At 71.9% G+C, this 23,065-nt stretch carries 20 protein-coding genes and 1 pseudogene; 15 read left to right on the top strand and 6 right to left on the bottom strand.

Translation table 11 applies throughout. The annotated features are described in order from the left end of the window. From E6J59_02835 to E6J59_02825, 3 genes are all read right to left on the bottom strand, one after another. Nucleotides 1–696 (bottom strand): hypothetical protein (locus E6J59_02835; protein TMB23019.1); only part of this gene is annotated, 696 nt, incomplete at its 3' end. Between the two features lie 76 nt (nt 697–772). After that, nucleotides 773–1,654 carry an acyltransferase family protein gene (locus E6J59_02830; protein ID TMB23018.1) on the bottom strand — a complete coding sequence of 294 codons (882 nt, stop codon included), beginning with the start codon at nt 1,652–1,654 and terminating at the stop codon, nt 773–775. Next, entirely contained in the window at nt 1,654–2,724 is a 1,071-nt protein-coding gene (locus E6J59_02825; GenBank protein TMB23017.1) for an SDR family oxidoreductase, read from the bottom strand. The genes E6J59_02830 and E6J59_02825 overlap by 1 nt, the downstream gene beginning before the upstream one ends. Between E6J59_02825 and E6J59_02820 the strand changes: the two are divergent. The 7 genes and pseudogenes from E6J59_02820 (at nt 2,666) to E6J59_02790 (ending at nt 10,656) form a co-directional block, all read left to right on the top strand. Then, nucleotides 2,666–3,398, top strand: a pseudogene (locus E6J59_02820) (cyclase family protein). The gene E6J59_02825 and the pseudogene E6J59_02820 overlap by 59 nt on opposite strands. A gap of 117 nt (nt 3,399–3,515) precedes the next feature. Beyond that, nucleotides 3,516–4,361 carry an HDOD domain-containing protein gene (locus E6J59_02815; protein ID TMB23016.1) on the top strand — a complete coding sequence of 282 codons (846 nt, stop codon included), beginning with the start codon at nt 3,516–3,518 and terminating at the stop codon, nt 4,359–4,361. 5 nt (nt 4,362–4,366) lie between these two features. Further along, complete coding sequence (locus tag E6J59_02810; protein ID TMB23015.1) at nt 4,367–5,803, top strand: HAMP domain-containing histidine kinase; 1,437 nt, start codon at nt 4,367–4,369, stop codon at nt 5,801–5,803. Nucleotides 5,804–5,874: 71 nt separating this feature from the next. Beyond that, nucleotides 5,875–7,041 carry a glycosyltransferase gene (locus tag E6J59_02805; protein TMB23022.1) on the top strand — a complete coding sequence of 389 codons (1,167 nt, stop codon included), beginning with the start codon at nt 5,875–5,877 and terminating at the stop codon, nt 7,039–7,041. A 6-nt stretch (nt 7,042–7,047) separates the two neighbouring features. Further along, nucleotides 7,048–8,175: a hypothetical protein gene (locus E6J59_02800; GenBank protein ID TMB23014.1), complete on the top strand. Its 1,128-nt coding sequence runs from the start codon at nt 7,048–7,050 to the stop codon at nt 8,173–8,175. A gap of 6 nt (nt 8,176–8,181) precedes the next feature. Next, complete coding sequence (locus E6J59_02795; GenBank protein ID TMB23013.1) at nt 8,182–9,423, top strand: hypothetical protein; 1,242 nt, start codon at nt 8,182–8,184, stop codon at nt 9,421–9,423. Between the two features lie 3 nt (nt 9,424–9,426). After that, on the top strand, nt 9,427–10,656 hold the full coding sequence (locus tag E6J59_02790; protein TMB23012.1) for a CoA transferase: 1,230 nt from the start codon (nt 9,427–9,429) through the stop codon (nt 10,654–10,656). Nucleotides 10,657–10,947: 291 nt separating this feature from the next. On the opposite strand, the gene E6J59_02785 is transcribed toward E6J59_02790, so the two are convergent. Together E6J59_02785 and E6J59_02780 are read right to left on the bottom strand one after the other, a co-directional pair. Further along, entirely contained in the window at nt 10,948–11,409 is a 462-nt protein-coding gene (locus E6J59_02785; protein TMB23011.1) for a response regulator, read from the bottom strand. Between the two features lie 408 nt (nt 11,410–11,817). Next, complete coding sequence (locus E6J59_02780; protein TMB23010.1) at nt 11,818–13,353, bottom strand: aldehyde dehydrogenase family protein; 1,536 nt, start codon at nt 13,351–13,353, stop codon at nt 11,818–11,820. A 241-nt stretch (nt 13,354–13,594) separates the two neighbouring features. On the opposite strand from E6J59_02780, the gene E6J59_02775 reads away from it, so the two are divergent. The 5 genes from E6J59_02775 (at nt 13,595) to E6J59_02755 (ending at nt 17,886) form a co-directional block, all read left to right on the top strand. Then, nucleotides 13,595–13,933: a P-II family nitrogen regulator gene (locus tag E6J59_02775; protein ID TMB23021.1), complete on the top strand. Its 339-nt coding sequence runs from the start codon at nt 13,595–13,597 to the stop codon at nt 13,931–13,933. A 227-nt stretch (nt 13,934–14,160) separates the two neighbouring features. After that, nucleotides 14,161–14,391 (top strand): hypothetical protein, encoded by a 231-nt coding sequence (locus E6J59_02770; protein ID TMB23009.1) that lies wholly within the window; start codon nt 14,161–14,163, stop codon nt 14,389–14,391. A gap of 140 nt (nt 14,392–14,531) precedes the next feature. Beyond that, nucleotides 14,532–16,073, top strand: a complete 1,542-nt coding sequence (locus tag E6J59_02765) for an APC family permease (protein ID TMB23008.1) — start codon at nt 14,532–14,534, stop codon at nt 16,071–16,073. 64 nt (nt 16,074–16,137) lie between these two features. Further along, nucleotides 16,138–16,908, top strand: coding sequence for a serine/threonine-protein phosphatase (locus E6J59_02760; protein ID TMB23007.1), 771 nt, complete (start codon nt 16,138–16,140; stop codon nt 16,906–16,908). Nucleotides 16,909–16,926: 18 nt separating this feature from the next. Continuing rightward, nucleotides 16,927–17,886 carry a serine/threonine protein kinase gene (locus E6J59_02755; protein TMB23006.1) on the top strand — a complete coding sequence of 320 codons (960 nt, stop codon included), beginning with the start codon at nt 16,927–16,929 and terminating at the stop codon, nt 17,884–17,886. A 263-nt stretch (nt 17,887–18,149) separates the two neighbouring features. On the opposite strand, the gene E6J59_02750 is transcribed toward E6J59_02755, so the two are convergent. Beyond that, on the bottom strand, nt 18,150–18,494 hold the full coding sequence (locus tag E6J59_02750; protein ID TMB23005.1) for a hypothetical protein: 345 nt from the start codon (nt 18,492–18,494) through the stop codon (nt 18,150–18,152). A 142-nt stretch (nt 18,495–18,636) separates the two neighbouring features. Between E6J59_02750 and scpA the strand changes: the two genes are divergently transcribed. From scpA to E6J59_02735, 3 genes are read left to right on the top strand one after another with little or no spacing between them, the layout of a single operon-like run. After that, entirely contained in the window at nt 18,637–20,814 is a 2,178-nt protein-coding gene (scpA, locus tag E6J59_02745; protein ID TMB23020.1) for a methylmalonyl-CoA mutase, read from the top strand. Next, the gene (gene meaB / locus E6J59_02740) at nt 20,795–21,838 is read left to right on the top strand and encodes a methylmalonyl Co-A mutase-associated GTPase MeaB (protein ID TMB23004.1); all 1,044 of its coding nucleotides are present in this window, start codon (nt 20,795–20,797) and stop codon (nt 21,836–21,838) included. Before scpA ends, meaB begins: the two co-directional genes overlap by 20 nt. Before the next feature lie 55 nt (nt 21,839–21,893). Continuing rightward, the gene (locus tag E6J59_02735) at nt 21,894–22,307 is read left to right on the top strand and encodes a hypothetical protein (protein TMB23003.1); all 414 of its coding nucleotides are present in this window, start codon (nt 21,894–21,896) and stop codon (nt 22,305–22,307) included. Nucleotides 22,308–23,065 lie beyond the last annotated feature (758 nt).

Below are 23,065 nucleotides of genomic sequence, written 5' to 3'. Positions count from 1 at the left end.
ACCCTCGAAGGAGCTCGCTTCACGAAGCGCGCCGGTGAGGAGCTCGCTCAGATCGACGGATGCACCCGCCGCTCTCGCGGCGAACCAGATCGCGCCGAGATGATAGCCGCCGTCCGTGCACGGCACGTCCAAGATCGGCGATTCCTCGAGGCAAATCCACTCGCCCGCGGAGAGCAACATGACGGCGGGCGGGTACAGCTCGTACACGAGCCGCGCGGGGGAGGGTGGCGGCGCCGCGTCCGATTGGCGCCACGGGGAGACGCCGAGCGCGGAACGTCCCCTCGTCCCGAAGTATCCCTTCGGAGACGGCACTTCCGGGCCGTCCATGCGCACCTGCGGGGGATAGAGGATGCCCCGTGGTGACATCGTATGCTCCAGCTCGATGTCGAGCCGCAGACCGACCGGGTCGTCGATCCGCGGCCAGCGGATCGGGCTCTCGCGCAGCGAGACGATGCGTGCGCGGCTGGCCTCCGCACGGGCCGTCAGCCAGTTCTTGCTGAGCGTCACGACGAGCAGGAGATGCACCGAGAGCGGCAGTGCGAGGATGACCAAGCCAAGCGTGCGGAACACGGGCGCGCCCCACGTGACGAGCCACCATACTGCGGCAAGGACCCCAATGCCCGTGGCCACGCTGGCGAAGAGCGGCAGCTCCTCGAGGTCGCAGCCCTCCTTCAGGAACGGAAGCGGTAGGAGCAACGTGACGCCGGCGATAGCGAGCAGGGGAAGGAGAAGAAGCGCGAGACCGACTCGTCTCAGGTGAACGCTCCGCCTCCTACCAGAAGAGCGAGCGCCGCGCCGCGAGGCCGTCGGCCAGCATGGTGGCGATCCGCGCCTTCACCTGCTCCACCTTCTCGCCGATCACGTCGTCCTCGTCGCTCGGGTTCCCCGTGAACCGCATCGGCTCGCCGAAGTAGATGCGGTACTTGACGGGGAAGGGGAGGACCCCGAGGAGGCCGAGCCACGGGAAGGTGACGGTCACCGGGAAGGCCGGCATGCCGAGCAGGCGCGCCAGGGGCTTCGCGTTGGCGATCGCGATCGCCTGCTCCTCGGAGCCGACCACCGCGATGGGCACGATCGGCGTGTCGGTCTCGAGCGCGAGGCGCATGAAGCCCTGGCCGAACTCCTGCAGCTGGTAGCGCTCCCAGATGAGCTTGTTCATGCCCCGGATGCCCTCGGGGAAGGAGATCACCGCCTCCTCGTTCTTGAGGAGATCGATCGCGTTCTTGCGCGTGCCGACCACGGAGCCGGTGCGCACCATGAGCTCGTTCAGCCAGGGCACGGTCGGGAGCCAGTACTCCCCCATGCCGCGGACCACGCGCGGCGGCTCCGCCTCGAAGAAGCAGGCGACCACGATCATGGCCGCGTCGAGCGCGATCTGCCCGGCATGGTTGCTGATGAGCAGGACGCGCCCGCGGGGGATGCGGTCGATGCTGTGCGTCTCGACCCGGAACCAGTAGTGGTAGAGGAGGGCGGTGATGAGCATGCTGCGGCGCGCGGAGTCGGGGTGGAAGCCCCAGGGGTCGTAGCCGTAGGCGTTGAGCCGCGTCGGGATGCGCAGCATGCGCTCGTCGATCTCGTGCTGAAGGGCGTGGATCGAGCGTGGCAGCGCGTCCGTGACGGCGCGCGAGAGCGAGACGATCGGTGCGAGCACCATCAGTGGCGCACGCTCGCGAAGGTGTCCTCGAGGCTGAAGAGGGGCGTGAAGCCAGCGGCACGCTGGAAGGCCTCGCCGTCGAGCACGCACGGGTACTTGAGGAAGTCGATCGCGCCCGGCGGCGTGTGGTAGAGCCCGAGCCGGAAGAGGCGGCCGAAGACCGCGCGCGCGACCGGCTCGGGGAGCGGGACCGCGGTGCCGCCCGTCTCGCGGATCGCGACCTTCAGGGGCACGGCCCCGGGGCCGGCGACGTTGAACACGCCGTGCGTGCCGCTCTGCAGCGCGAGCGCTACCGCCTCGGCCACGTCCTCCTCGTGGATGAACTGCCACATCGGGTTGAAGCCCATGATGGTGGGGACCCAGCGCTGCGAGAGGTAGCGGCGGATGGCGCTGTTCGTGTAGTAGCCGAGCGTGTTGACGGGGCGGAGGATGGCGGTGGTCACCTCGGGGTGCTGCCAGAGGAAGGCGGTGGCGAGCGTGTCCACTTCGGCCAGGTCGCGCACCTCGGGGTAGGTCCGGCTCACGTTGAGCGGGAAATCCTCGTTCATGTAGAAGGGGTTGTCGGGCAGCGCGCCGTAGACGTACGAGCTCGACAGCACGACCACCCGCTTGACGCCGTACGCGATCGCATACTCGAGCACGCGCTTCGTCCCGAGGACGTTCACCTCGTGACGCACGCGCGGGTCGGAGCGGAAGTGGCGCACGAAGGCGTGGTGCACGAGCGCGTCGGGCCGCTCGATGCGAAACACGTCCTCGAACTTCCGCTTGCGGAGATCGACGACGTGCATGCTGACGTTGGGCGGGAAGCCCTCCCACGGGCTGCGATCGACTCCGGCGACCCTGAAGTAGTCGCCGAGGCGCCTGGCGATGAGGCGTCCGAGGCCGCCCGCGATGCCGGTGATGAGGAGCTTCTCCCCGGGCTCCGCGCCGCGCCGCGTGCGCGGGAACGCCGCACGCGCCGCCGGCGTGAAGTGGAAGAGCTGCTCTGGACCCTCGACGGGGGAGCGCGCCATGAAACGCCCGGATAATAGACCGCATGCCGACGAAGCGGCAACCCGGAGGTGGGACATGATGATGCTCGTGGCGCTGGCGGTCGCCCTGGCGGCACCGGTGACGGCCCTCGACTTGGCCGGCGCCCGGCTGGTCGACCTGACCCATCCCTTCGACGCCCGGACGATCTACTGGCCGACGGCCAAGCCCTTCACGCTCGAGCCAGTGGCGCACGGGGTGACCGAGGGCGGCTGGTGGTACGCCGCCAACAACTTCTCGGCCGCCGAGCACGGCGGCACACACCTGGACGCCCCCATCCACTTCGCCGCGGGCCGCTGGACGGCGGACGAGATCCCCCTCGACCGGCTGGTCGGCCCCGCGGTGGTGGTGGACGTGAGCGACAAGGCCACGCGCGACCCCGACGCGCTCCTCGAGCGCGCCGACCTGGAGGCTTGCGAGCGCGGGAGCGGACGGATCCCGGACGGCGCGGTCGTTCTCGTCCGCACCGGCTGGGACCGCTTCTGGGACGACCGGGCGCGCTACCTCGGCAGCGCGGCGCCCGGCGACACCGCGCACCTCCACTTCCCCGGACTTCCGCGCCCATCGCGCGCTCACCAACGCCAACGTGCCCATCTTCGAGAACCTGGCCGGCATCGCGGCGCTGCCGCCGCGGGGTGCAACGTTCATCGGGCTGCCGATGAAGATCGCAGGCGGCAGCGGCGGGCCGCTGCGGGCGGTGGCGGCGCTGCCGTAGCGGAGGTCCGATCGTCCCACGTCCCCTCAAGTTTTCGCCCGCAGCGCCGATACTCCCCGTGGAAACGGGCGGGCACGGACGACACGGCGCGTGCCGGGGGGACGCGAGGGGGTGGGGATGGACGAGCAGGCGATGCAGCAGTTCCGGGCGGACGTGGTGACGCGGAAGAACCTTCCCACCCTCCCCACCGTGCTGGCCAGGATCCTCCACCTCGCCGAGTCGGAGAGCGCCAGCGGCAGGGAGCTGATCGCGCTCATCGAGCACGATCAGGCGCTCACCGGGAAGATGCTTCGGCTGGCCAACAGCGCCTTCTTCGGCCAGAGCCGGCGGGTCTCGACCATCCCGCGCGCCGTCGCGCTGCTCGGTCTCTCGACCGTCCGCAACCTGGCACTCGGGGTGAAGGTGTGGGACACGCTCGGGACCGGCATGGCGCAGAGCCGGCCGGAGGAGCTCTGGGCGCATGCGCTGGCGGTCGGGGTGGCGGCCAAGACCCTGGCTGCGCGGCTGCGCGCCGGCGACCCGGACGAGGCCTTCACGGCCGGCGTGCTCCACGACGTCGGGCGGCTCGTCCTCGCGATGCGCTTCCGCGAGGAATACTGGCGGGTCGTCGGCGACGCGGGCGAGGCCGGGGCGATCGAGCGCAAGGAGGCCACCGGCCTGGGCGTTGACCACGCCGAGGTCGGCGGCTGGATCCTCGAGGCGTGGAGCCTCCCGCCCACGATCGTCGAGGCCGTGCGCGCGCACCATGCGGCCGACGCACGCCCCGGGGTGCCCGGGCTCCTCGCCGTCGCCGACCGCCTGGTCGCGTGGACCGATCTCGCCACCGGCGTGATGGACTCGCAGGCGACCGCACTCCTCGACCGGAGCCGCGAGCACGGCGTCACGCCCGCGGTGTGGGACGACGTGGTGCGCCAGCTGCGCGAGGGCGACGAGCTCGCGGCGCTGGGCCAGCTCGAGGCGTGAGCCGCATGGCGAGGGAGCGCTGGAACGATCACATCCGCGAGGCACTCGCCCAGGTCGAGGAGCAGCGCGACGATGCCGTCGCGTACCTCTCCACGATCAAGGTCCTGCTCGACCTGCTCGCGCGCGGGCCCGCGGTCAGGCAGTGCGGGCAGGAGATCGCCGAGGCGCTCGTACAGCAGCTCGCCCTCGAGACGTGCGCCGTCGCGCTGTGCGAGGAGCCCCGGGGCGACCTGACGCTGACCGGGTTCGCGACGCAGGCGCAGCGCCTGGGCGGCCCGTGCGGCGGACTCGGCGAGTCGGGCTGGCTCGCGCTCGCGCGCCTGCTCAAGCCGGGCATGAGCCCGACCTGCTTTCGGCGCCGGACGGATGGGGGCTTCGACGCGGTCTCGCCGGGAGAGCTCGCCGGCGAGGGCTTTTTCGTCCTCCCCTTCGCCGTGAGCGGCGAGCCGGGCGGCGCGCTCCTGCTCCATTCCCTGGCGTCGCCGGCGCAAGCCTTCACGCGCGACCGCGCGCTCTCCCTGCTCGCGGATATCGTCGGCCAGGTGCTCACCGTCGCGCGCATGCGCGCGTCGGTGGTCGCGCTGTGCGCCGACCTGGAGGGCGAGCTCGGGGTCGGGCGCCGCGCGCTCCCCGATCAGCAGCAGAGTCTCCGCGGGCACGAGGAGAACATCCGCGCCCTGACGCAAGGGCTCATCCACTCGAACCGCGTCAAGCGCGAGTTCCTCGGCACCGTCTCGCACGAGCTGCGCACGCCGCTCAACGCGATCCTCGGCTACACGGCGCTGGTGCGCGACGGCGCCGCGGGCACGCTGAGCGGCGAGCAGGCGACGCTCCTGGACCGCGTGCTCAGCAACACGCGCAGCCTGAACACCCTGATCGACGACATCCTGTTCTTCGTGCAGCTCGAGGCGGACCGTGTGCCGATCTGCCGCGATCAGGTCCACACCGCGGCCCTGGTCGAGGTGGTGATGGCGGAGCTGCCCCGGCCGCTCGAGGGGGAGCGGGTCCCGCTCCGCATGGCCATCGCGCCCGAGGCCGCGATCATGGGCGTCGACGAAGCGCTCCTGCGCCGCCTGCTCTTCCACCTCCTCTCCAATGCCTTCAAGTTCACCAGCGCGGGGGAGGTGACGGTGGTGGTGCGCGCGGGCGAGGAGCGGGGCTCCGCCGTGCTCGCGGTGCGCGACACCGGGGTGGGCATCCCGCCCGAGCGCGTGAGCGAGCTCTTCGCGCCGGGCGACAGCTCGGGCACGCGGTGCCACGACGGCCTCGGCCTCGGCATCGGGCTCACCCTCGTGCAGCGCTGCGTGCGTCTGCTCGGCGGCGAGGTCACGGTCGAGAGCCAGCCCGGGGTGGGGAGCGAGTTCCGGGTGCGCCTCCCCGACGCGCTGGCGGTCGCCCACGACGACCAGCCGGCGGCCGCCGTCGGCCGGCTGACGCACTAGCGTTGCCCCCCCGGCTCTCGCTCCCTTCGCGCCCGCTCGACGACCGCATCGCTCCCGGCGACAATGCGCCGGTGCCGGGCAAGGCCCTCATCCTGTCGGCCTCCGCGGGCGCGGGTCACGTCCGCGCCGCGCAGGCGCTGGAGCGCGCCTTCGTCCAGCTGGGCGCCCCCTACCAGGTGCACCACGTCGACGCGCTCCAGTTCACCAACAAGGTCTTCCGCACCCTCTACTCGAAGGCCTACATCGAGCTGGTGGAGCGCGCGCCCGACGTGCTCGGCTGGCTCTACGATCGGCTCGACACGCCGTGGGAGAAGGAGCGGCGCCGCCTCGCCTGGGACAAGCTCAACACGCGCCCGTTCGTGCGCATGCTCGAGAGGCAGCGGCCGGACCTCGTCCTGTGCACCCACTTCCTGCCCGCCGAGATCATCTCGTGGCTCAAGGCCAAGGCGCGGCTCGCGTGCCCGCAGGCGATCGTCGTCACCGACTTCGACGTGCACGCGATGTGGCTGTGCCATCATTTCGAGCACTATTTCGTGGCGATCGACGAGACGCGCGAGCACCTGGTGCGGCTCGGCATCCCCGCCGGCAAGGTGACCGTGAGCGGCATCCCGATCGATCCGGTGTTCGCGGAGGCGAAGGACAAGCACGCGATGCGGCAGAAGCTCGGGCTCCTCGCCGACCGGACGATCGTGCTCCTCTCGGCGGGCGGCTTCGGCGTCGGACCGATCGAGCACGCCGTCGCGAGCCTCCTCGGGCTGCGCCATCCCGCGCAGATCGTGGTCGTCTGCGGGCGCAACGAGGAGCTCCGGCAGCGGCTCGGCGCGCTCGCCGCCGAGCGCGCCGGGGAACCGAACGCGCTCGCCGTCGTCGGCTACACGACGGAGATGGACGAGTACATGTCGGCGGCCGACATCCTGGTCGGGAAGCCCGGCGGGCTCACCACGAGCGAGGCGCTCGCGAAGCAGCTCGTGCTCGTCATCGTCAACCCCATCCCGGGCCAGGAGGAGCGGAACTCGGACCACCTGCTCGAGCAGGGGGCGGCGATCCGCTGCAACAACCTGCCCGTGCTCGGCTACAAGATCGACCGCCTGCTCGATGACCCGGCGCGCACCGCGGCGATGCGCGAGAACGCCCGGCGGCTCGCCCGGCCGCACGCGGCGCGCGAGATCGTGGAGAAGGCGCTGACGCTCGTTCCCGTCGCCGGGGTTGACCGGCCGGCCGCCGGCCGGCACAGCTGACGGCCCGTGGCGCGTCCCGAGGCACAGGCCGAGCCGGTGGTGGAGGAGGGGGTCTGCTACGCCCTCTTCGCCTACGATGCCGGGCTCGCGATCGACCTCGACGAGTCGGAGCGTCGGATCACGGCGATGACGCAGCGGGCGGCCATCCGCCACAAGCATCGCGCGCCGCGCTACTTCGAGTACCGACCGGCTCCGCTGCGCGTGACGCAGGAAGGGGAGGCGCTCGCGGTCGGCGCCTTCCGCACGACGCCCTCCGTCGACGCCGTGCTCTACGACTTCGGCGCGGTGTCGGTCACCTACCAGATCCCGCTCGAGGGCCCGCTCGCGCGCCTGGTCACGCTCGCCGAGGAACTGTACGAGAGCGACGTGCTCCTCGCCGACTCGCGCCGTTGGGTCGAGCACCTGCTCGCGGCCATCGCCCCCGCGGTGACGCGCGCCGGGCTGGCGGATTTCGTCGAGACCTACGTGATCTTCGAGATCGCCGCCTCCTCTCCGCCGTGTGCGCCCGCCGCGCTGATCACGACCCATGCCCGGGAGGTGGCGCAGATCCTGCGCGCGGAGCGCGCGGTGCTCTCCGACCAGGAGGTGAGCGACGCGCTCGCGCATCGCATCTCGTTCGGCGTGGAGGACGTGACCCTCATCGACTGGGAGGCGGCCCTGATCGTCGACCGGGACGCCGAGGACGTGCGCACCGTGCTCGAGTTCGCCAACGTCGAGCTGCTCGAGATGCGCTTCCTCGACCAGCAGCTCGACGACGCGCTCGACGAGTCGTACGAGACGCTCTCGCGCCGCCGCTACGGCCTCTGGCTGCTGGGCTCGTCGCGCGCCGACCTCCGCCGGGTAGGCCAGCTGCAGGTCGACAACGCCATCCTCTTCGAGGGCGTCAACAACGCCCTCAAGCTGCTCGGCGACCAGTACCTGGCGCGCGTCTATCGCCTGGTCTCGGAGCGCTTCCACCTGGCCGAGTGGGACGCGAGCATCCTCCGCAAGCTCCAGACCCTGGAGAGCATCTACCAGAAGCTCGCCGATCAGGCCGCGAACCGCCGGACCGAGGTGCTCGAGTGGATCATCATCCTGCTCATCGCGGCGGAGATCCTGATCCCGTTCGTGCCCCGCCTGCCGGCCCTCGGATAGCGCGACATGATGCCCCCGCCGCTCGCCGGCCTGCGTGCGCTCGATCTGACCGACGCGCTCGGCTACCTCTGCGGCCGGCTGCTCGCCGACCTGGGTGCCCTGGTGATCAAGGTCGAGCCGCCGGGGGGCGACCCCGGGCGCGCGCTCGGGCCGCGTTACCGGGCGCCCGACGGACGCGAGCACGGCCTCTACTGGCACGCGATGAACGCCGGGAAGCTCGGCGCGACGCTCGCGCTGGAACACGCGGAGGCGCCGCGCGTGCTGGCCGATCTGGCCGCGCGCGTCGACTTCGTCCTCGACTCGTTCCCGCCCGACTCGGCCGAGGCGCGCCTCGTCGCCGAGACCGCCGCCGAGCGGCCGGCGCTCGTACACACCAGCGTGACGGCCTTCGGCGACCGCCCGCCCGGCCGCGCGCTCCACGCCGACGACATCGTGATCGCGGCCATGGGCGGCTCCATGTACCTGTGCGGCGACGAGGACCGGCCACCGCTCCGCCTGCCGCTCTGGCAGGCGTTCTGTCACGCGGGCGCCGAGGCCGCGGTCGGCACGCTGCTCGCCCACCTCGCCCGCGGGCGCAGCGGGCGCGGCCAGCACGTGGTGGTGAACGCGCAGGCGGCGATGGTGTGGACGCTCATGAACGCGCAGGCGTTTCCCGTCCTCCACGGCGACCACCTCCGCCGCAGCGGCCCCTTCGTCGGCTCGCGCGGCGTGCGGCGGCGGATGGTCTTCCCATGCGCGGACGGCCACGTGAGCCTGCTCTTGATGGGCGCGCAAGGCGCGCCCTCGACGCGCGCGCTCATGCGCTGGATGGACGAGCACGGCAGGCTGCCCGCCTGGCTCCGCGACTGGCCGTGGGAGCAGTGGGAGCCGGGCTGGGCGATGGAGGCCTCGCCTGCGGTGCAGGCCGAGATGGTGCGCATCGAGGAGGCGGTCGAAGCCTTCCTTCGCACCCGCACCAAGGCGGAGGTCTACCGCGAGGGCGTGCAGCGCCGCATCCTCGTGGCGCCGGTCGCGACCGTCGGGGACATCGCGGCCGATCCGCAGCTCGCCTTCCGGGAGTATTTCCGGCCCGTCGAGGACGGCGTGCTCGGGCGGCGTGTCCGCTACCCGGGGCCGTTCGCGCGGCTCTCGGCCACGCCGCTGGCCGAGCCGCGCCGGCCGCCGGAGCCCGGGGAACACAACCCGCGCGTCTGGGGCGAGCTCTGCGGCTACGACGTGGACGCGCTCCGGCGCGCGGGCATCATTTGACCCATGGCGCTGCCGACCGACCCCTCGCTTCCGCTCGCCGACCTGAAGGTCCTCGACTTCTCCTGGGCCGGCGTCGGCCCGATCACGGTGAAGTACCTGGCCGACCACGGTGCGACCGTCGTCCGCGTCGAGTCGCGTGCGCGCTACGACGTCGTCCGCCTGGGCCCGCCGTGGCATGAGGGCAAGCCCGGCATCGAGCGGAGTCAGTTCTATGCCAGCTACAACACCTCGAAGCTCGGCATCGCGCTCGACCTGTCCACGCCTGCGGCGCGCGACATCGCGCGGCGGCTCGCCGTCTGGGCCGACGTCCTGGTCGAGAGCTACACGCCGCACGTGATGCGCGCGTTCGGCCTCGCCTACGAGGACCTCCGGCGACTGAACCCGCGCCTGGTCATGCTCAGCACCTGCCTCCAGGGGCAGACCGGACCGCACGCCGAGTTCCCGGGCTTCGGGCAGCTCGCGGCGGCGCTCTCGGGCTTCTACGAGATCGCGGGCTGGGCGGACCGCCCGCCCGCACCGCCCTACGGGGCGTACACCGACTACGTCGTCCCGCGCCTCGCGGCGACCGCGCTCCTCGCGGCCGTCGATCACCAGCGGCGGACGGGCGAGGGCCAGCACGTCGACGTGTCGCAGGTCGAGGCCGCGCTCCACTTCCTCGCCCCCGCGCTCCTCGACTACGAGCTGACGGGCCGGATCGCGACGCGCGCGGGGAACCGCAGCGACCACGCGGCGCCGCACGGCGCCTACCCGTGCGCGGGCGACGAGCGGTGGATCGTGCTCGGCGTGCAGGGCGACGGGGAGTGGCGCGCGCTGTGCGCCGCGCTCGCGCGGCCCGCCTGGCTCGCGGATGCGCGCTTCGCGTCGCACGCGGCGCGCCTCGCCAACGCCGAGGCGCTGGACGCGCTGGTGGCCGAGGCGACGCGCTCCCACGATGCCGGCGAGCTCGCGGGCCGGCTGCAGGCGGCCGGGATCGCGGCCGGGGTCGTCGAGAGCGCGCTCGACCTGCACGCCGACTCGGCGCTCGCCGGCTGGCGCTTTTTCCAGTGGCTCGAGCACCCGGCGCGCCCGCCGGCGCCCTACGAGGGCCACGCGCTGAGGCTCGAGGCGACGCCGGGGAAGCTCCGCTGGGCGGCGCCGGCGCTCGGCGAGCACACCGCGCTCGTGCTGCGCGAGGTGCTGGGCATGACGGAGGAGGAGATCGCACGGCTGATCGACGAGCGGGTGGCCTGGTAGGCCGGCGCGCCGCGCGGCCGGCGGCGCATCCCTAGGAGGCTGTCCGAGTAGTCATGGCGGCTGCGGCGAACGATCCGGGGGAGCGCGGCGGCAGCCGCGCTGCCAGATGGCTGCTCGCTCCTCCCTCCTGCGGCGACCAACTCCCGGCGCGCGTCCCGCGCGCCGCACCTCGTCGGTCGTCGCTGCGCTTGCCGCTCTCGCTCCCCGGCTCGTTCGCCTCGCTCACCATGACTACTCGGACAGACTCCTATTGCGCCGGGGGCGGAGGACCAGCCCCGGCGTCCGATCCGCTCAGGCGCCGGGCATGACGCCGGCGAGCTTCGCCACCAGCGCGACGAGCTCCGCGGGATCGAATGGCTTCGGCAGGAACACCTGGTAGCCGGCCAGGAGCGCCAGCGTGCGGTCCGCCGGCGAAGCGTATGCCGTGAGCGCGATCGCGGGGATGCTCCCCCCGCGCTCCGCAGCGAGCTCGCGTATCCGGCGCATGAGCAGGTGACCGTCCATGCCGGGCATCGCGATGTCGCTCACCAGGACGTCGGGTATCTCGCGCCGGAGCGCCGCGAGGGCTTCGGGTGCGCAGGCGAACGCGCTGACCTCCGCTCCGCACTCCTTGAGCACCGCGGAAATGGCCTCCCGCGTGTCCGCGTCGTCATCGACGAGCAGAACCAGGAGGCCGTCGAGCGTCGGCTCGGGCGCGAGCATCGCATCGCCCAGATCGATCGAGGCCGGTTCTGCTCCTGAACCCATCACCATACGGCCCTCCTCTACCCGTTGTCATCCCTTCCGCCCCCCGCGCCGGGCGCGCGCGTGAGACGTGGCCGGTCTCCTCGTCCCCGCATGAGCAGGCGCCGTGCCGACGTGGCAGTCGATGGGACCCCGCCCGGCAACGCGGCGCTTCGGGGAAAGAGCCCCGTGCCGCCAGGGATTCTCGCCCATGCGCCGAACGGCTACCGACTTCTGCGCGTCATCTCACCGGCGCGGCGAGCGAGGCGGTCACCTGATTTCCCGGGCGGTCTCATCCCTCGAGGGGACGGCCGGTCCGGCGCCTGCTGTGCGCCGGCGCGCGCGGCCGAACGTGCCCGACGGACGGGAAGATGACGCTTGCGCCGCCGGCCGTTCATCCCTGCACCGCCGGGGCCGCGGCCGCCGGGCAGAACGGGCCTACGCCCCGCGCAGCTTCCGCCGCCAGCCCGATCCGAAGAAGTTGAGCGCTCGCCGGAAGAGCTTCGCCTTCCGCGGCGTCATCGGCCACCAGTTGATCTCGGACTTCGTGCCGAAGCGGTCGATGACCACGCTCTGCTGCGCGCAGAACTTGCGGATGCCGCCCGGGCCGTGGCGGTAGCCGATGCCGCTCTCCTTCCAGCCGCCCATCGGGACCTCGGTGACGGCGTAGTTGACGAGCACGTCGTTCACGCACACCGCGCCCGACTGCACGCGGCGGGCGACGCGCGCGCCGCGCGCGAGGTCCCTGGTCCACACGCTGGCGTCGAGGCCGTAGCGCGACTCGTTGGCGAGGCGGATCGCCTCCTCCTCGTCGCGCACCTTCATGATCGGGATGACCGGGCCGAAGGTCTCGTCGCGCATGACCTCCATGTCGTGGTCGACGTCGACCAGCACCGTGGGCTCGAAGTAGAGACCCGGCAGGTCGGTGCGACGCCGGCCGCCGGTCAGCACCTGCGCGCCCCGCGCGACCGCGTCCTGCACGTGGCGCTCGACCTTGTCGATCTGCGGCGGGAAGGTCATGGAGCCGACCTCGACCACGCCCGCGTCGGGCGGGCCCTGGCGGACCTGGCGTACCTTCGCCACCACCTTCTGGACGAAGGCGTCGTATACCGGCCCCTCGACGTAGACGCGCTCGACCGAGATGCAGACCTGCCCGGCGTTCACCAGGCCGCCGTACACGCACGCGCTCGAGGCGCGCTCCAGATCCGCGTCGCGGAGCACGATCATAGGATCCTTGCCGCCGAGCTCGAGGGTGACGGGCTTGAGCAGCTGCCCGCAGCGCTCGGCGACCTTGCGGCCGGTCGCCACGCTGCCCGTGAAGCAGATCATGTCGGCGAGCTCGATCAGGTGTTGCCCGGTGTCGCCGTAGCCGGTCACGACCTGGAGCACGTCCGGCGGGAGGCCCGCGGCCCGGGCCAGCTCGGCGCCGAGCACGGCGCTCCCCGGCGTCACCTCCGACGGCTTCAGGACGACCGCGTTCCCCGCCATGAGCGCCGGGATCGCCTCGCCGATGGTGAGATTGAAGGGGAAGTTCCACGGCCCGATGATCCCGACGACCCCGTAGGGCACGTAGCTCACGTAGACGCGCTTGTTCTTGAGGAGGTGGGGCCGCGCGGGCTCGTCGGCGAGGTACTTCTCGGCGCGCTTCGACCAGAAGCCGATCGCGTCGCAGAGGAAGAGGAGCTCGTTGGTGATGACGTCGTGCCGGGGCTTCCCGGTCTCGCCCGAGACGACGTCGCAGATGCGGTCCTTCCCGTCGATGAAGCGGTCGCGGACCGTGCGCAGGATGCGCGCCCGTTCGGCGAACCCGAGAGCCGCCCACGGCGCCTGGGCGTCGCGCGCCCGCGCCACGGCCGCGGCCACCGTCTCGCGGTCGGAGACCGGGTACTCGGCCAGGCGGGCGCCCGTCGCAGGGCTCCTCACCTCGATCGTCCGCCGGACGGGGGCTTCGCCGAGGAATGCGCCCTGGGCCATGGGAGTCCTCCTCGGAGCAGATTAGAGGAACGCGGCTTCCATGGTCAACGCGACCCGAACGTCTTCGGGACGATCGGCACCGGGCTCAGGTTCGTGTGACTCCGGGTGCTGATCGCCGACCCGCATCCCGCGCCCTGGGCAGCCGCCTGCCCGCGCGTTGGGCAGCGGGACGTGCTCCGGGCGAGAAGCGTCGTGTTCGCGGCGCCGTCCGGCTGGTCGGGGTCTTGCTTCCATGCTCGGCGTGAAGCGGATCGAGGCGGTCATCAAGCCCTTCAAGCTCGATGACGTGAAGGACCGGCTCGGGAAGGCGGGGGTGCGGGGGCTCACGGTCGGCGACGTGCGTGGCTTTGGCCGCCAGAAGGGGCAGACCGACCTCTACGGGGGCGCCGAGTACGTCGTCGACTTCCTGCCCAAGGTGCAGGTCTCCGTTCTGGTGCCGGACGAGTGCGTGGCGAAGGCGGTGGAGGCGATCGTGGCGGGTGCGCGCACCGGCCGCATCGGCGACGGGAAGATCTTCGTCTCGCCGGTTGAGGAGGTGGTTCGCATCCGGACGGGCGAGCGGGGTCCGGCTGCGGTGTGACGGGGGGGCCTCGCGTGAACACGCTCGGCCTCGAGCTGATCCTGAGTGGGTGTGGCGGGAGCCTGCCCAATGGGATGGCCAATGCTGCGCCCTGAAGAACCGGCCCGCCGGGCGGCCCGCGCGACCATCATCGTGCTGCCCTTGCGGCGCAAGCCGCCCCGGCCCCGGTGGTGGGGGCGCCTGCTCCGGTGGCTCCGCTACGGGCAGCGCGTCGCCACGGGTCACGCATGATCGCACGCGACGCGGCCCCCGCGACGCTCGACGCGCGGCTCGCCGAGGCGGCCGAGCGCGGCCAGACCCTCGAGGTGATCCTCGTGCTGCGCGGGAGCGTGCGCCAGGCGGCCGGCGCCGGGCGCTGGCGCATCCGGCTCGAAAACGGCCGCGTGCTCACCTTCGACGGGGAGTGCGTGGTCGCTGCCACCCCCACTCCACGGGCGCCGCGGCTCTCCCGGCGCTGATCCGGGCTGCTGCCCGTTTTTTGCGCGGCGCGGGCGGAAGAGGCAACGCTCCGAGGCGGTGGCCACTGGTTTCGTTGCTCCGGCCGCGACGCGCCGTGGCATGCGGGTTGCTCTGACCGCCCCGCGGGAGGGCACCAAGCATGCCAGAACAGCCAGCCGTAAAGCCGACGCTCGGGCTCACCGGCGTCACCGTGAACGCGATGGCGCTGATCGCGCCGGGCGCGTTTCTGTGGATCACCTACCAGCTGCAGGCCGCGGCCACCGCGCCCGACGGCAGCTCGGTGGCGAGCGACATCTGGGCCGGGATCGCCTTCGCGCTGATCCTCGCCTTCCTGACCGCGATCTCCTACGCCCAGCTCGCCCGCCTCTACCCGGAGGCCGGGTTCGGGAGCTGCTACTACTTCGCCGAGAAAGCCTTCCTCGACCGCGAAAACCAGGCCCATCACAAGTGGGCCCGGCTCGCCAAGCTCGTCACGGGCTGGGCGGCACACCTCTTCTACTGGGTGTACCCGGGCTGCATGGTCGCCTTTATGGCGACGCTGATCGGCTACGTCTACCAGCAGTTGACCGGCGCGACGCTCTCGTGGACGAGCCTGGCCATCATCGCGGCCCTCTTCGCGGCCCTGAACGGCTACATCGCGATGCGCGGCGTGAACGGCTCCACCATGACGGCGCTGGTCATCAACGTCGTCCAGCTCACGACGCTCGTCCTGTTCAGCTGCCTCGCGATCTACTACCGCCTGAACAATCCCGAGCACGCGACCGGGTGGGCGTTCGGTGGTGGCTGGGACGTGGTCATGCCGCACTCGCTCTCGGGCGTTCTCATCCAGTCGACCATCGCGATCCTCATCCTCGTCGGCTTCGAAAGCTGCACCGCGTTCGCCGCCGAGACCAAGGATCCCAAGAAGAACATCCCGCGGGCTGTGATCCTCTCGCTCGTCATCCAGGGCCTCTTCGCCTACATGTTCGAGTACTTCGCGGCCGGCTACATGGTGAGCGAGAAGCTGGCCGGCACGGACGCGAACCAGGCGGCGGTGACCGGCATGGCCGCGGCCGCGGCCTCCAGCGCGCCGATCGGCGACATGGCGATCCTGGTCGGTAACAGCGTCCTCGGCGGCATCGGCTTCGGGCTCATGATCTCGATCGCCGTGACGGTCGGGCTCGCGATCCTCGGCACGACGCTCAGCTGCCTCAACACCGCCGTGCGCGTGAGCTACGCGATGGCGCAGGACAAGGAGATGCCGGAGCTCCTCGGCGCCATGCACGGGCGCTTCGCGACCCCACACCGGGCGATCTGGGTGCTGGTCGTCGTGTCGACCCTCATCGCTTGGGTCGGCGTGTACTCCGTCGTCGGCCTGACGGGCATCACGCTGGCCTCGAACTTCGGCACCTTCGTCCTCTACGGCCTCACCTGCGTGTGGACGATCATCGCGTTCACCGGCCGCAAGGAGTTCAGCATGCTGAAACACCTCGTCGTCCCGGGGCTCGGCCTGATCGCGAACCTCGCCATGCTGGGCGCGATCCTGTACCTCTACATCATCGGCAACGCGGATGCGCAGCACGAGGCGTACATCTGCTTCGCCATCGCGGGCGCGTGGGGGCTGTTGAGCCTCCTCTACGTGGCGGTGACGAGCCGGCGCGCCGGCCGGGCCATCCTGGCAGCGCCGACGCGCGCGGCCTGAGCAGTCGGGACGAGGGCGAGAGGAACGGGCCGGCGGCCTTCGTGGTCGCCGGCCCGCGGCGTTCATGCCCGAGATCGAATTCTTCCAGCTGACCGACGTCGGCTGCCTCCGTGAGCAGAACGAGGACGCGGTCGGGCACTGGCCGCACGAGGATGGCCTCGTCTTCGCGGTGGCCGACGGGCTCGGCGGGCACGCCGCGGGCGAAGTGGCGAGCGCGCTCGCCCTCGAGGTGCTGGCGCGCGAGATGGACCGTGCGCCCGGAAACTGGGCGCTGGCGAAGCGACTCCGCCGCGCCGTCCAGGAGGCCAACCTCGAGCTCTACAACAAGGCGCTCGCGGTGCCCGAGCTGCGCGGCATGGGGACCACCCTCACCGCGAGCGCGGTGGTGGGAGGCACGCTGGTGGCGGCGCACATCGGGGACTGCCGCCTCTTCCTCTCGCGCGACGGGAAGCTGGAGCAGCTCACCAAGGACCACACCTGGGTCTGGGAGCAGATGCAGTACGGCCTCCTCTCGCCCGAGGACGCGCGCACCCATCCGCGGCGGAACATGCTGACCCGCTGCCTCGGGCGCGAGCTGATCGTCGGCATCGACGTGCTCAGCATGGATATCCGTCCCGGCGACGTGGTTGTGCAGTGCAGCGATGGCGTCCACGTCGCGGTGCGCGAGGAGGAGGTGGCGGAGCTGGTCGTGGCCCACCCGCCGGAGGCCGCCTGCCGGGCCCTGGTGCGGCGGGCGCGCGAGGAGGGCGGCGAGGACAACCTGAGCGTCCAGGTGGCGGCCATCGTGAGCTGCCCGCCGGCCGCCCCCCGGCCCTGGTGGCGCCTCGGCCGGTGACCGGCTAAGGGCGCCCCGATGGGGGAGCCCGCGCCCGGCGAGACGCTCGATCAGTACGAGCTCCTGGACGTCATCGCGCGTAGCGGGATGGCGACCATCTTCCGCGCCCGCGACCGCGAGAACGGCCACACGGTGGCGCTCAAGGTGCCCCACCTCGAGTACGCCAGCGACCTGGTCTTCCACCGCCGCTTCGAGCGCGAGGAGGCGATCGGCCAGCGCCTCGCCCACCCCGCGGTCATCAAGGTGCTCCGCCCGCGCCAGAAGAGCCGCCTTTACCTGGTCATGGAGTACGCGCAGGGAGAGCTCTTGCGCGAGCGGCTGCGCCGCGAGGGCCGCCTGCCGGTCGCGGACGCGGTCGAGATGGGGATCAAGATCGCCGACGCGCTGGTCTACCTCCACGGCCAGGGCGTCGTGCACCGCGATCTCAAGCCCGAGAACATCATGCTGACCGCCGACGGCAGCGTGAAGCTGATGGACTTCGGGATCGCCTTCGACGCCACGCTCGGCGACCTCACCTGGTCGGGGCTGTCGTCGAGCGTGGGCACGCCCGAGTACATGGCCCCGGAGCAGGTCCGGGCGCGCCACGGTGACGAGCGCACCGACCTCTACAGCCTGGGGGTCATCCTCTACGAGATGCTGACCGGAAAGCTGCCCTGGTCGGGCGACAGCGCGCCGGAGGTCATGCATGCGAAGCTGGAGGAGGACCCGGTGCCGCTGCGCGAGCTCCGGCCGGAGATCCCGCCGGCCCTGGAGGAGGTCGTCCTGCACGCGCTCGAGCGGCGGCCCGAGCGGCGCCCCGAGAGCGCTCTCGAGCTGCGCGAGGCGCTCGCGCACCTGGACAGCGTGGTGATCACGAACCGCGCCGGGCGCCGGCGCCGCGCGCGCTGGCTCCCGCGGTGGGCCCGCGTGCTCGTCCGCATAGGGGGCGCCGCGGCGGCGTACGGTCTCCTCCTCTGGGCCCTGTCCCGTCTTGGCTGAGGTTGCCCGCCGCGCGGGCAGACGCCTGCCCGTCACGCAGGCGGGACGCGCGCGGCCCGCCCCGGGGAGCCCGAGTCGACGGCGCCGCGGCTGCGGCACCGCCCTTGCTCCTCTCGCCGGCGTGCCTCTCGGCTGGCCCGGCAAGACCCAGTCCCCCCTGGTAGCCGGCGCGCGGCGGGCTCGGCGAGGTCGCCCGGCTCGCCGCCGTCAGCCGGGGGTTGCCCGCACAGATCTGTGCCGGGGGTTGCCCGAAAGCTGACGGCTCAGGCCGCCCGGCGCGCAGCCACCCGGAGGGTCGGCGGGGGCCCGGCATTGCCCAGCGGGAGCATGCCGCTGTGGCTGTTCAGGTACGCGGCGAGGCGCTGGTCGAGCGTCTCTTCCTCGAGCGGGGTCGGCTCGTAGCGGAAGTAGTAACCGCCTGGGCACGGCCGAAGCTTCAGATCCTCGCTGACGTACGCAGCCACGCGCGCGCGCAGGTTGCCCGCGGCGCGGCCGATGAACTGCACCGTCCGTACGAGGTTCGCCACTTCGAACACCGCGCCCGTCTCCGGGAGCTCGGCAATGGTGTCCGGCGTGAGACGCCGCCATGAGCGGGTGTCGGTGATCATGGACGGCGGATTTTGCAACGCCCATGCCACCTTCGACCTCGACGAGACGTGGGGGGGCCGCAGGGGCGAGCGGCACCTTCGTGACGCTGGGGCCCCAATCCGCCAATTGAACCATCCGCGGGAATGGCTCATGTTACGGGCCATGGCGGAGCGCAGCGACCCTGCCGATCTCGCCGCGTGGGCCGAGCTCGCGCGCAAGGAGGGCGGTGGCGCCGACCCCGCGCGTCTCGTCTGGCAGACCCCCGAGGGCATCGAGGTGAAGCCCCTCTGGACGCGCGCCGACGTCGCGGGCCTCGACTTCATCGACACCCTCCCCGGCATCTTCCCCTTCGTCCGCGGCCCGCGCGCCACCATGTACGCCGGGCAGCCGTGGACCATCCGCCAGTATGCCGGTTTCTCCACCGCCGAGGAGTCGAACGCCTTCTACCGCGCCAACCTGGCCGCCGGGCAGATGGGCCTCTCCGTCGCCTTCGACCTTGCCACCCACCGCGGCTACGACAGCGACCATCCGCGGGTGGTCGGCGACGTCGGGAAGGCGGGCGTGGCGATCGACTCCGTCGAGGACATGAAGATCCTCTTCGACGGCGTGCCGCTCGACCGCATGTCGGTGTCGATGACCATGAACGGCGCCGTCCTCCCCGTGCTCGCGAGCTTCATCGTGGCTGGCGAGGAGCAGGGCGTGCCGCGGCCCAAGCTCACCGGGACGATCCAGAACGACATTCTCAAGGAGTTCATGGTCCGCAACACCTACATCTACCCGCCCGCGCCCTCGATGCGGATCGTGGCCGACATCATCGCCTTCACGGCGCGCGAGATGCCGCGCTTCAACTCGATCTCGATCTCCGGCTACCACATGCAGGAGGCGGGGGCGACGTGCGACCTCGAGCTCGCCTTCACCATCGCCGACGGCCTCGAGTACGTGCGCGCCGCGCTCTCGCGCGGCCTCGATATCGACGAGTTCGCCGGGCGGCTGTCGTTCTTCTTCGCCATCGGGATGAGCTTCTTCATGGAGGTGGCGAAGCTGCGCGCCGCGCGCCTCCTCTGGGCGACGCTGGTGAAGAAGCACTTCGCCCCGCAGCGGCCGTCCTCGCTCATGCTGCGCACCCACTGCCAGACCTCGGGGGCGAGCCTCACCGAGCAGGACCCCCACAACAACATCGTCCGCACCACGATCGAGGCCCTGGCGGCCGTCTTCGGCGGCACCCAGAGCCTCCACACCAACTCCTTCGACGAAGCGATCGCACTCCCGACCGACGCCTCGGCGCGCGTGGCGCGCAACACGCAGCTGATCCTCCAGCTCGAGACCGGCATCCCCCGGGTGATCGACCCGTGGGGCGGCTCCTACTTCATGGAGTCCCTGACCCACGCGCTCGCCCAGAAGGCGCTCGGCATCATCGAGGAGGTCGAGGCGATGGGCGGCATGACGAAGGCGATCGAGGCGGGCATGCCCAAGCTCCGCATCGAGGAGACGGCCGCGCGGCGGCAGGCGCGCATCGACCGGGGCGAGGAGGTGATCGTCGGGGTGAACAAGTTCCAGCCGGCCGCGGAGCTGCCCATCGACATCCGCGAGATCGACAACACCGCCGTGCGCGAGGCCCAGGTCGCGCGGCTCGCGCGCATCCGCGCGACGCGCGACCCGGCCCGGGTGCGCGCCGGGCTCGACGCGCTCACGCGCGCCGCCGAGACGGGTGGGGGGAACCTCCTCGCGCTCGCGATCGACGCGGCCCGCGCGCGCGCCACGGTGGGCGAGATCTCGGGCGCGCTCGAGCGGGTGTGGGGCCGCTACCACGCCGAGATCCGCTCCGTCTCGGGCGTCTACGGCGGCCAGCTCGCCGACGACGCGGAGTGGAACGCGCTGCGCGCCGAGGTGGAGCGCTTCGCCGCCGAGCACGGGCGGCGGCCCCGCATGCTGGTCGCCAAGGTCGGCCAGGACGGCCACGACCGCGGCGCCAAGCTGATCGCCACTGCCTTCGCCGACCTGGGCTTCGACGTCGACGTCGGCATGCTCTTCCAGACGCCCGAGGAGGTCGCGCGCCAGGCGGTCGAGAACGACGTGCACGTGGTTGGCATCTCGACCCAGTCGGGCGGCCACAAGACGCTCGTGCCGCAGCTCATCCAGGAGCTCGCGCGGCTCGGCGCCGCCGACATCGTGGTCACCTGCGGCGGGATCATCCCGACGCAGGACCACGCCTTCCTCGCGCAGGCCGGCGTGAAGGCGATCTTCGGCCCGGGGACGAAGATTCCCAGGGCCGCGCGGCGGGTGCTCGAGCTGATCGGAGACGGCGGAGGCGCGGCGGCGAATGCCGCCATCGGCGCCTAGCCGCCCCGAGACGCTGGCCGCCGACGTGCGCGCGGGGAGCCGCCGCGCGCTCGCCAAGGCGATCACGCTGGTCGAGAGCACGCGCGCCGATCACCAGCGCGCGGCGCAGCGGCTCCTCGAGCTCCTGCTCTCCGACACGGGACGCGCCGCCCGCGTCGGCGTGAGCGGTGTGCCGGGGGTGGGGAAGAGCACCTTCATCGAGGCGTTCGGGCTCCACCTGATCGGCCGCGGGAAGAAGGTCGCCGTCCTCGCCGTCGACCCGTCGAGCGCGCTCTCGGGCGGCAGCATCCTGGGCGACAAGACGCGCATGCCGCGCCTCGCGGCCGCGCCCGAGGCCTTCATCCGCCCGAGCCCGGCGGCCGGCTCGCTGGGGGGGGTGACGCGGCGGACGCGGGAGGCGCTCCTCGTCTGCGAGGCGGCGGGCTACGACGTCGTGCTGGTCGAGACGGTCGGGGTCGGGCAGTCCGAGTTCGCGGTCGCCTCGATGGTCGATTTCTTCCTGGTCCTCATGCTCGCGGGCGCGGGCGACGAGCTCCAGGGCATAAAGAAGGGCATCCTCGAGCTGGCTGACGCGCTGGCCATCAACAAGGCCGACGGCGGGAACCTACGGCCCGCCGAGCAGGCCGCGGCGCAGTACCGGAGCGCGCTGCATCTCTTCCGGCACACGAGCGCCGGCTGGGACCCGCCGGTGGCGACGGTGAGCGCCCTCGAGGGGCGGGGGATGGGCGAGGTCTGGGCGATCGTCGAGGAGCACCGCGCCCGGCTCGGCGCGAGCGGCGAGCTCGCACGCAAGCGGCGCGAGCAGCAGCGGGCCTGGTTCTGGACCATCATCGACGACGGCCTGAAGGGCCACTTCCTCGCCCGCGACGACGTGCAGCGCCTGCTCCCCGAGATGGAGACGGCGATCGCGAGCGCGCGCCTCACGCCGACCGAGGCGGCGCGGCGGCTGCTGGACCTGCTCGACGAGGGCGGGGCGCGCGGCGGGCGGCCCGCCGTCCGGTCGCGGCGGGCGCGGAGCGCGTAGGTCGGGCGGCTTCCGAGCCCATGCAGCGGGATCCCTTGCGGGTGCGACGTGGGCCTTGGCCAACTTCGGACGCAAAGTCCGCGATCTCGCCATCGACCCGCTGAGCCCGTCCACGCTCTGCGCCACGCTCACGGGGCTCGAGAAGACGACCGATCGCGGCGCGAGCAGCTTCGCCATCAACGGTGGCCTCGAGACCCCGAGGAACTTTGCGCATGGGGCCCCTCGCCATCGACCCGACCCGGTGAACCCCGCCGTCCTCCACACCGCCACCGAGTCACTGGGAGGATTCGCGGGCGACGGGATCCTCAAGACGGTCGACGGGGGCGGAAGCTGGGGCTTCGCCACCTCGGGCCTGCCGCGCGAGAGCGAGATCATCCGCATCGCCGTCGACCGCTCGGACCCCTCCACGCTCTACGCGAGCGCGCGCGCGGTATCTTCAAGACCCGCGACGGGGGCGAAACCTGGGTAGGTCGGGAGCAGCAGCCTCATCGCCGCCCGGCGAGCACGGGCGCGGCGGCGAGGCTATCCGCTTGCGATCTGTCCCGGTGTGATCGGGATCGCCGACCGGCGCTCGGCACGGGCGAACTTGTGCCTGTAATACCTCATCCAGAGCATGATCCCAGGCACCCCGAGTGCTGTCGGCCAGAACCAACGCACCGGCGTGGGCAGCCAGCCCATCTGCACGACGGAGATGGCGGTGAGGGCTCCGAGGTAGGCGCCGAGCATCCTCGACATATGGATGAACCACCACTCCCGTTTTTCCTGCGGCGGCCGTATGAACCCGCGGATATCCGTCCACGCAAGCAGCCAGAACAGCGCGGCGAACACCACCATCACCACACCCCTGTCGGACCCGTCACCGCGAATAGCCACGCGCACGGCCACGACGCCGGCCGCGGCCGCCGCGAGCGCCCCCGCCCAATCGATGACCGTCGCCCGGTAGTTCCGTCGCTTGCGAACATGAATGCGATATCCCGACAGCGTCAGGTAGGAGACGACGATCGACATGCAGAAGAGGAATGGGTCGTTCGCGAAGTAGGAAAGCGGCACCGCCGCCGCGAGGACGACGACCATCGACCCGACGAAGATGCGGCCCCACAGACGGTGCCACCACCCGCCCTTCGTGACCACCATTGCCGCGGGCGCGACCAGCAGCGCGACCAGGCCCAGTACGACGTGCAGGCGGAGCGCCCACTGCTCGACCGGGTTGGACGCCGTCATGTTCAT

The sequence above is a fragment of the Deltaproteobacteria bacterium genome (assembly GCA_005879795.1).
GTDB lineage: Bacteria > Desulfobacterota > Binatia > DP-6 > DP-6 > DP-6.
The sequence above is the reverse complement of the archived record's forward strand: the minus strand, read 5'-3'. Positions and strand labels throughout refer to the sequence as shown.

Coding starts and splice junctions, on each gene's coding strand:
- E6J59_02830 (TMB23018.1), bottom strand. CDS start 1,654: ATGGTGCTCGCACCGATCGTCTCGCTCTCGCGCGCCGTCACGGACGCG.
- E6J59_02825 (TMB23017.1), bottom strand. CDS start 2,724: ATGTCCCACCTCCGGGTTGCCGCTTCGTCGGCATGCGGTCTATTATCC.
- E6J59_02815 (TMB23016.1), top strand. CDS start 3,516: ATGGACGAGCAGGCGATGCAGCAGTTCCGGGCGGACGTGGTGACGCGG.
- E6J59_02810 (TMB23015.1), top strand. CDS start 4,367: ATGGCGAGGGAGCGCTGGAACGATCACATCCGCGAGGCACTCGCCCAG.
- E6J59_02795 (TMB23013.1), top strand. CDS start 8,182: ATGATGCCCCCGCCGCTCGCCGGCCTGCGTGCGCTCGATCTGACCGAC.
- E6J59_02790 (TMB23012.1), top strand. CDS start 9,427: ATGGCGCTGCCGACCGACCCCTCGCTTCCGCTCGCCGACCTGAAGGTC.
- E6J59_02785 (TMB23011.1), bottom strand. CDS start 11,409: ATGGTGATGGGTTCAGGAGCAGAACCGGCCTCGATCGATCTGGGCGAT.
- E6J59_02780 (TMB23010.1), bottom strand. CDS start 13,353: ATGGCCCAGGGCGCATTCCTCGGCGAAGCCCCCGTCCGGCGGACGATC.
- E6J59_02770 (TMB23009.1), top strand. CDS start 14,161: ATGATCGCACGCGACGCGGCCCCCGCGACGCTCGACGCGCGGCTCGCC.
- E6J59_02765 (TMB23008.1), top strand. CDS start 14,532: ATGCCAGAACAGCCAGCCGTAAAGCCGACGCTCGGGCTCACCGGCGTC.
- E6J59_02760 (TMB23007.1), top strand. CDS start 16,138: ATGCCCGAGATCGAATTCTTCCAGCTGACCGACGTCGGCTGCCTCCGT.
- E6J59_02755 (TMB23006.1), top strand. CDS start 16,927: ATGGGGGAGCCCGCGCCCGGCGAGACGCTCGATCAGTACGAGCTCCTG.
- E6J59_02750 (TMB23005.1), bottom strand. CDS start 18,494: ATGATCACCGACACCCGCTCATGGCGGCGTCTCACGCCGGACACCATT.
- scpA (TMB23020.1), top strand. CDS start 18,637: ATGGCGGAGCGCAGCGACCCTGCCGATCTCGCCGCGTGGGCCGAGCTC.
- meaB (TMB23004.1), top strand. CDS start 20,795: ATGCCGCCATCGGCGCCTAGCCGCCCCGAGACGCTGGCCGCCGACGTG.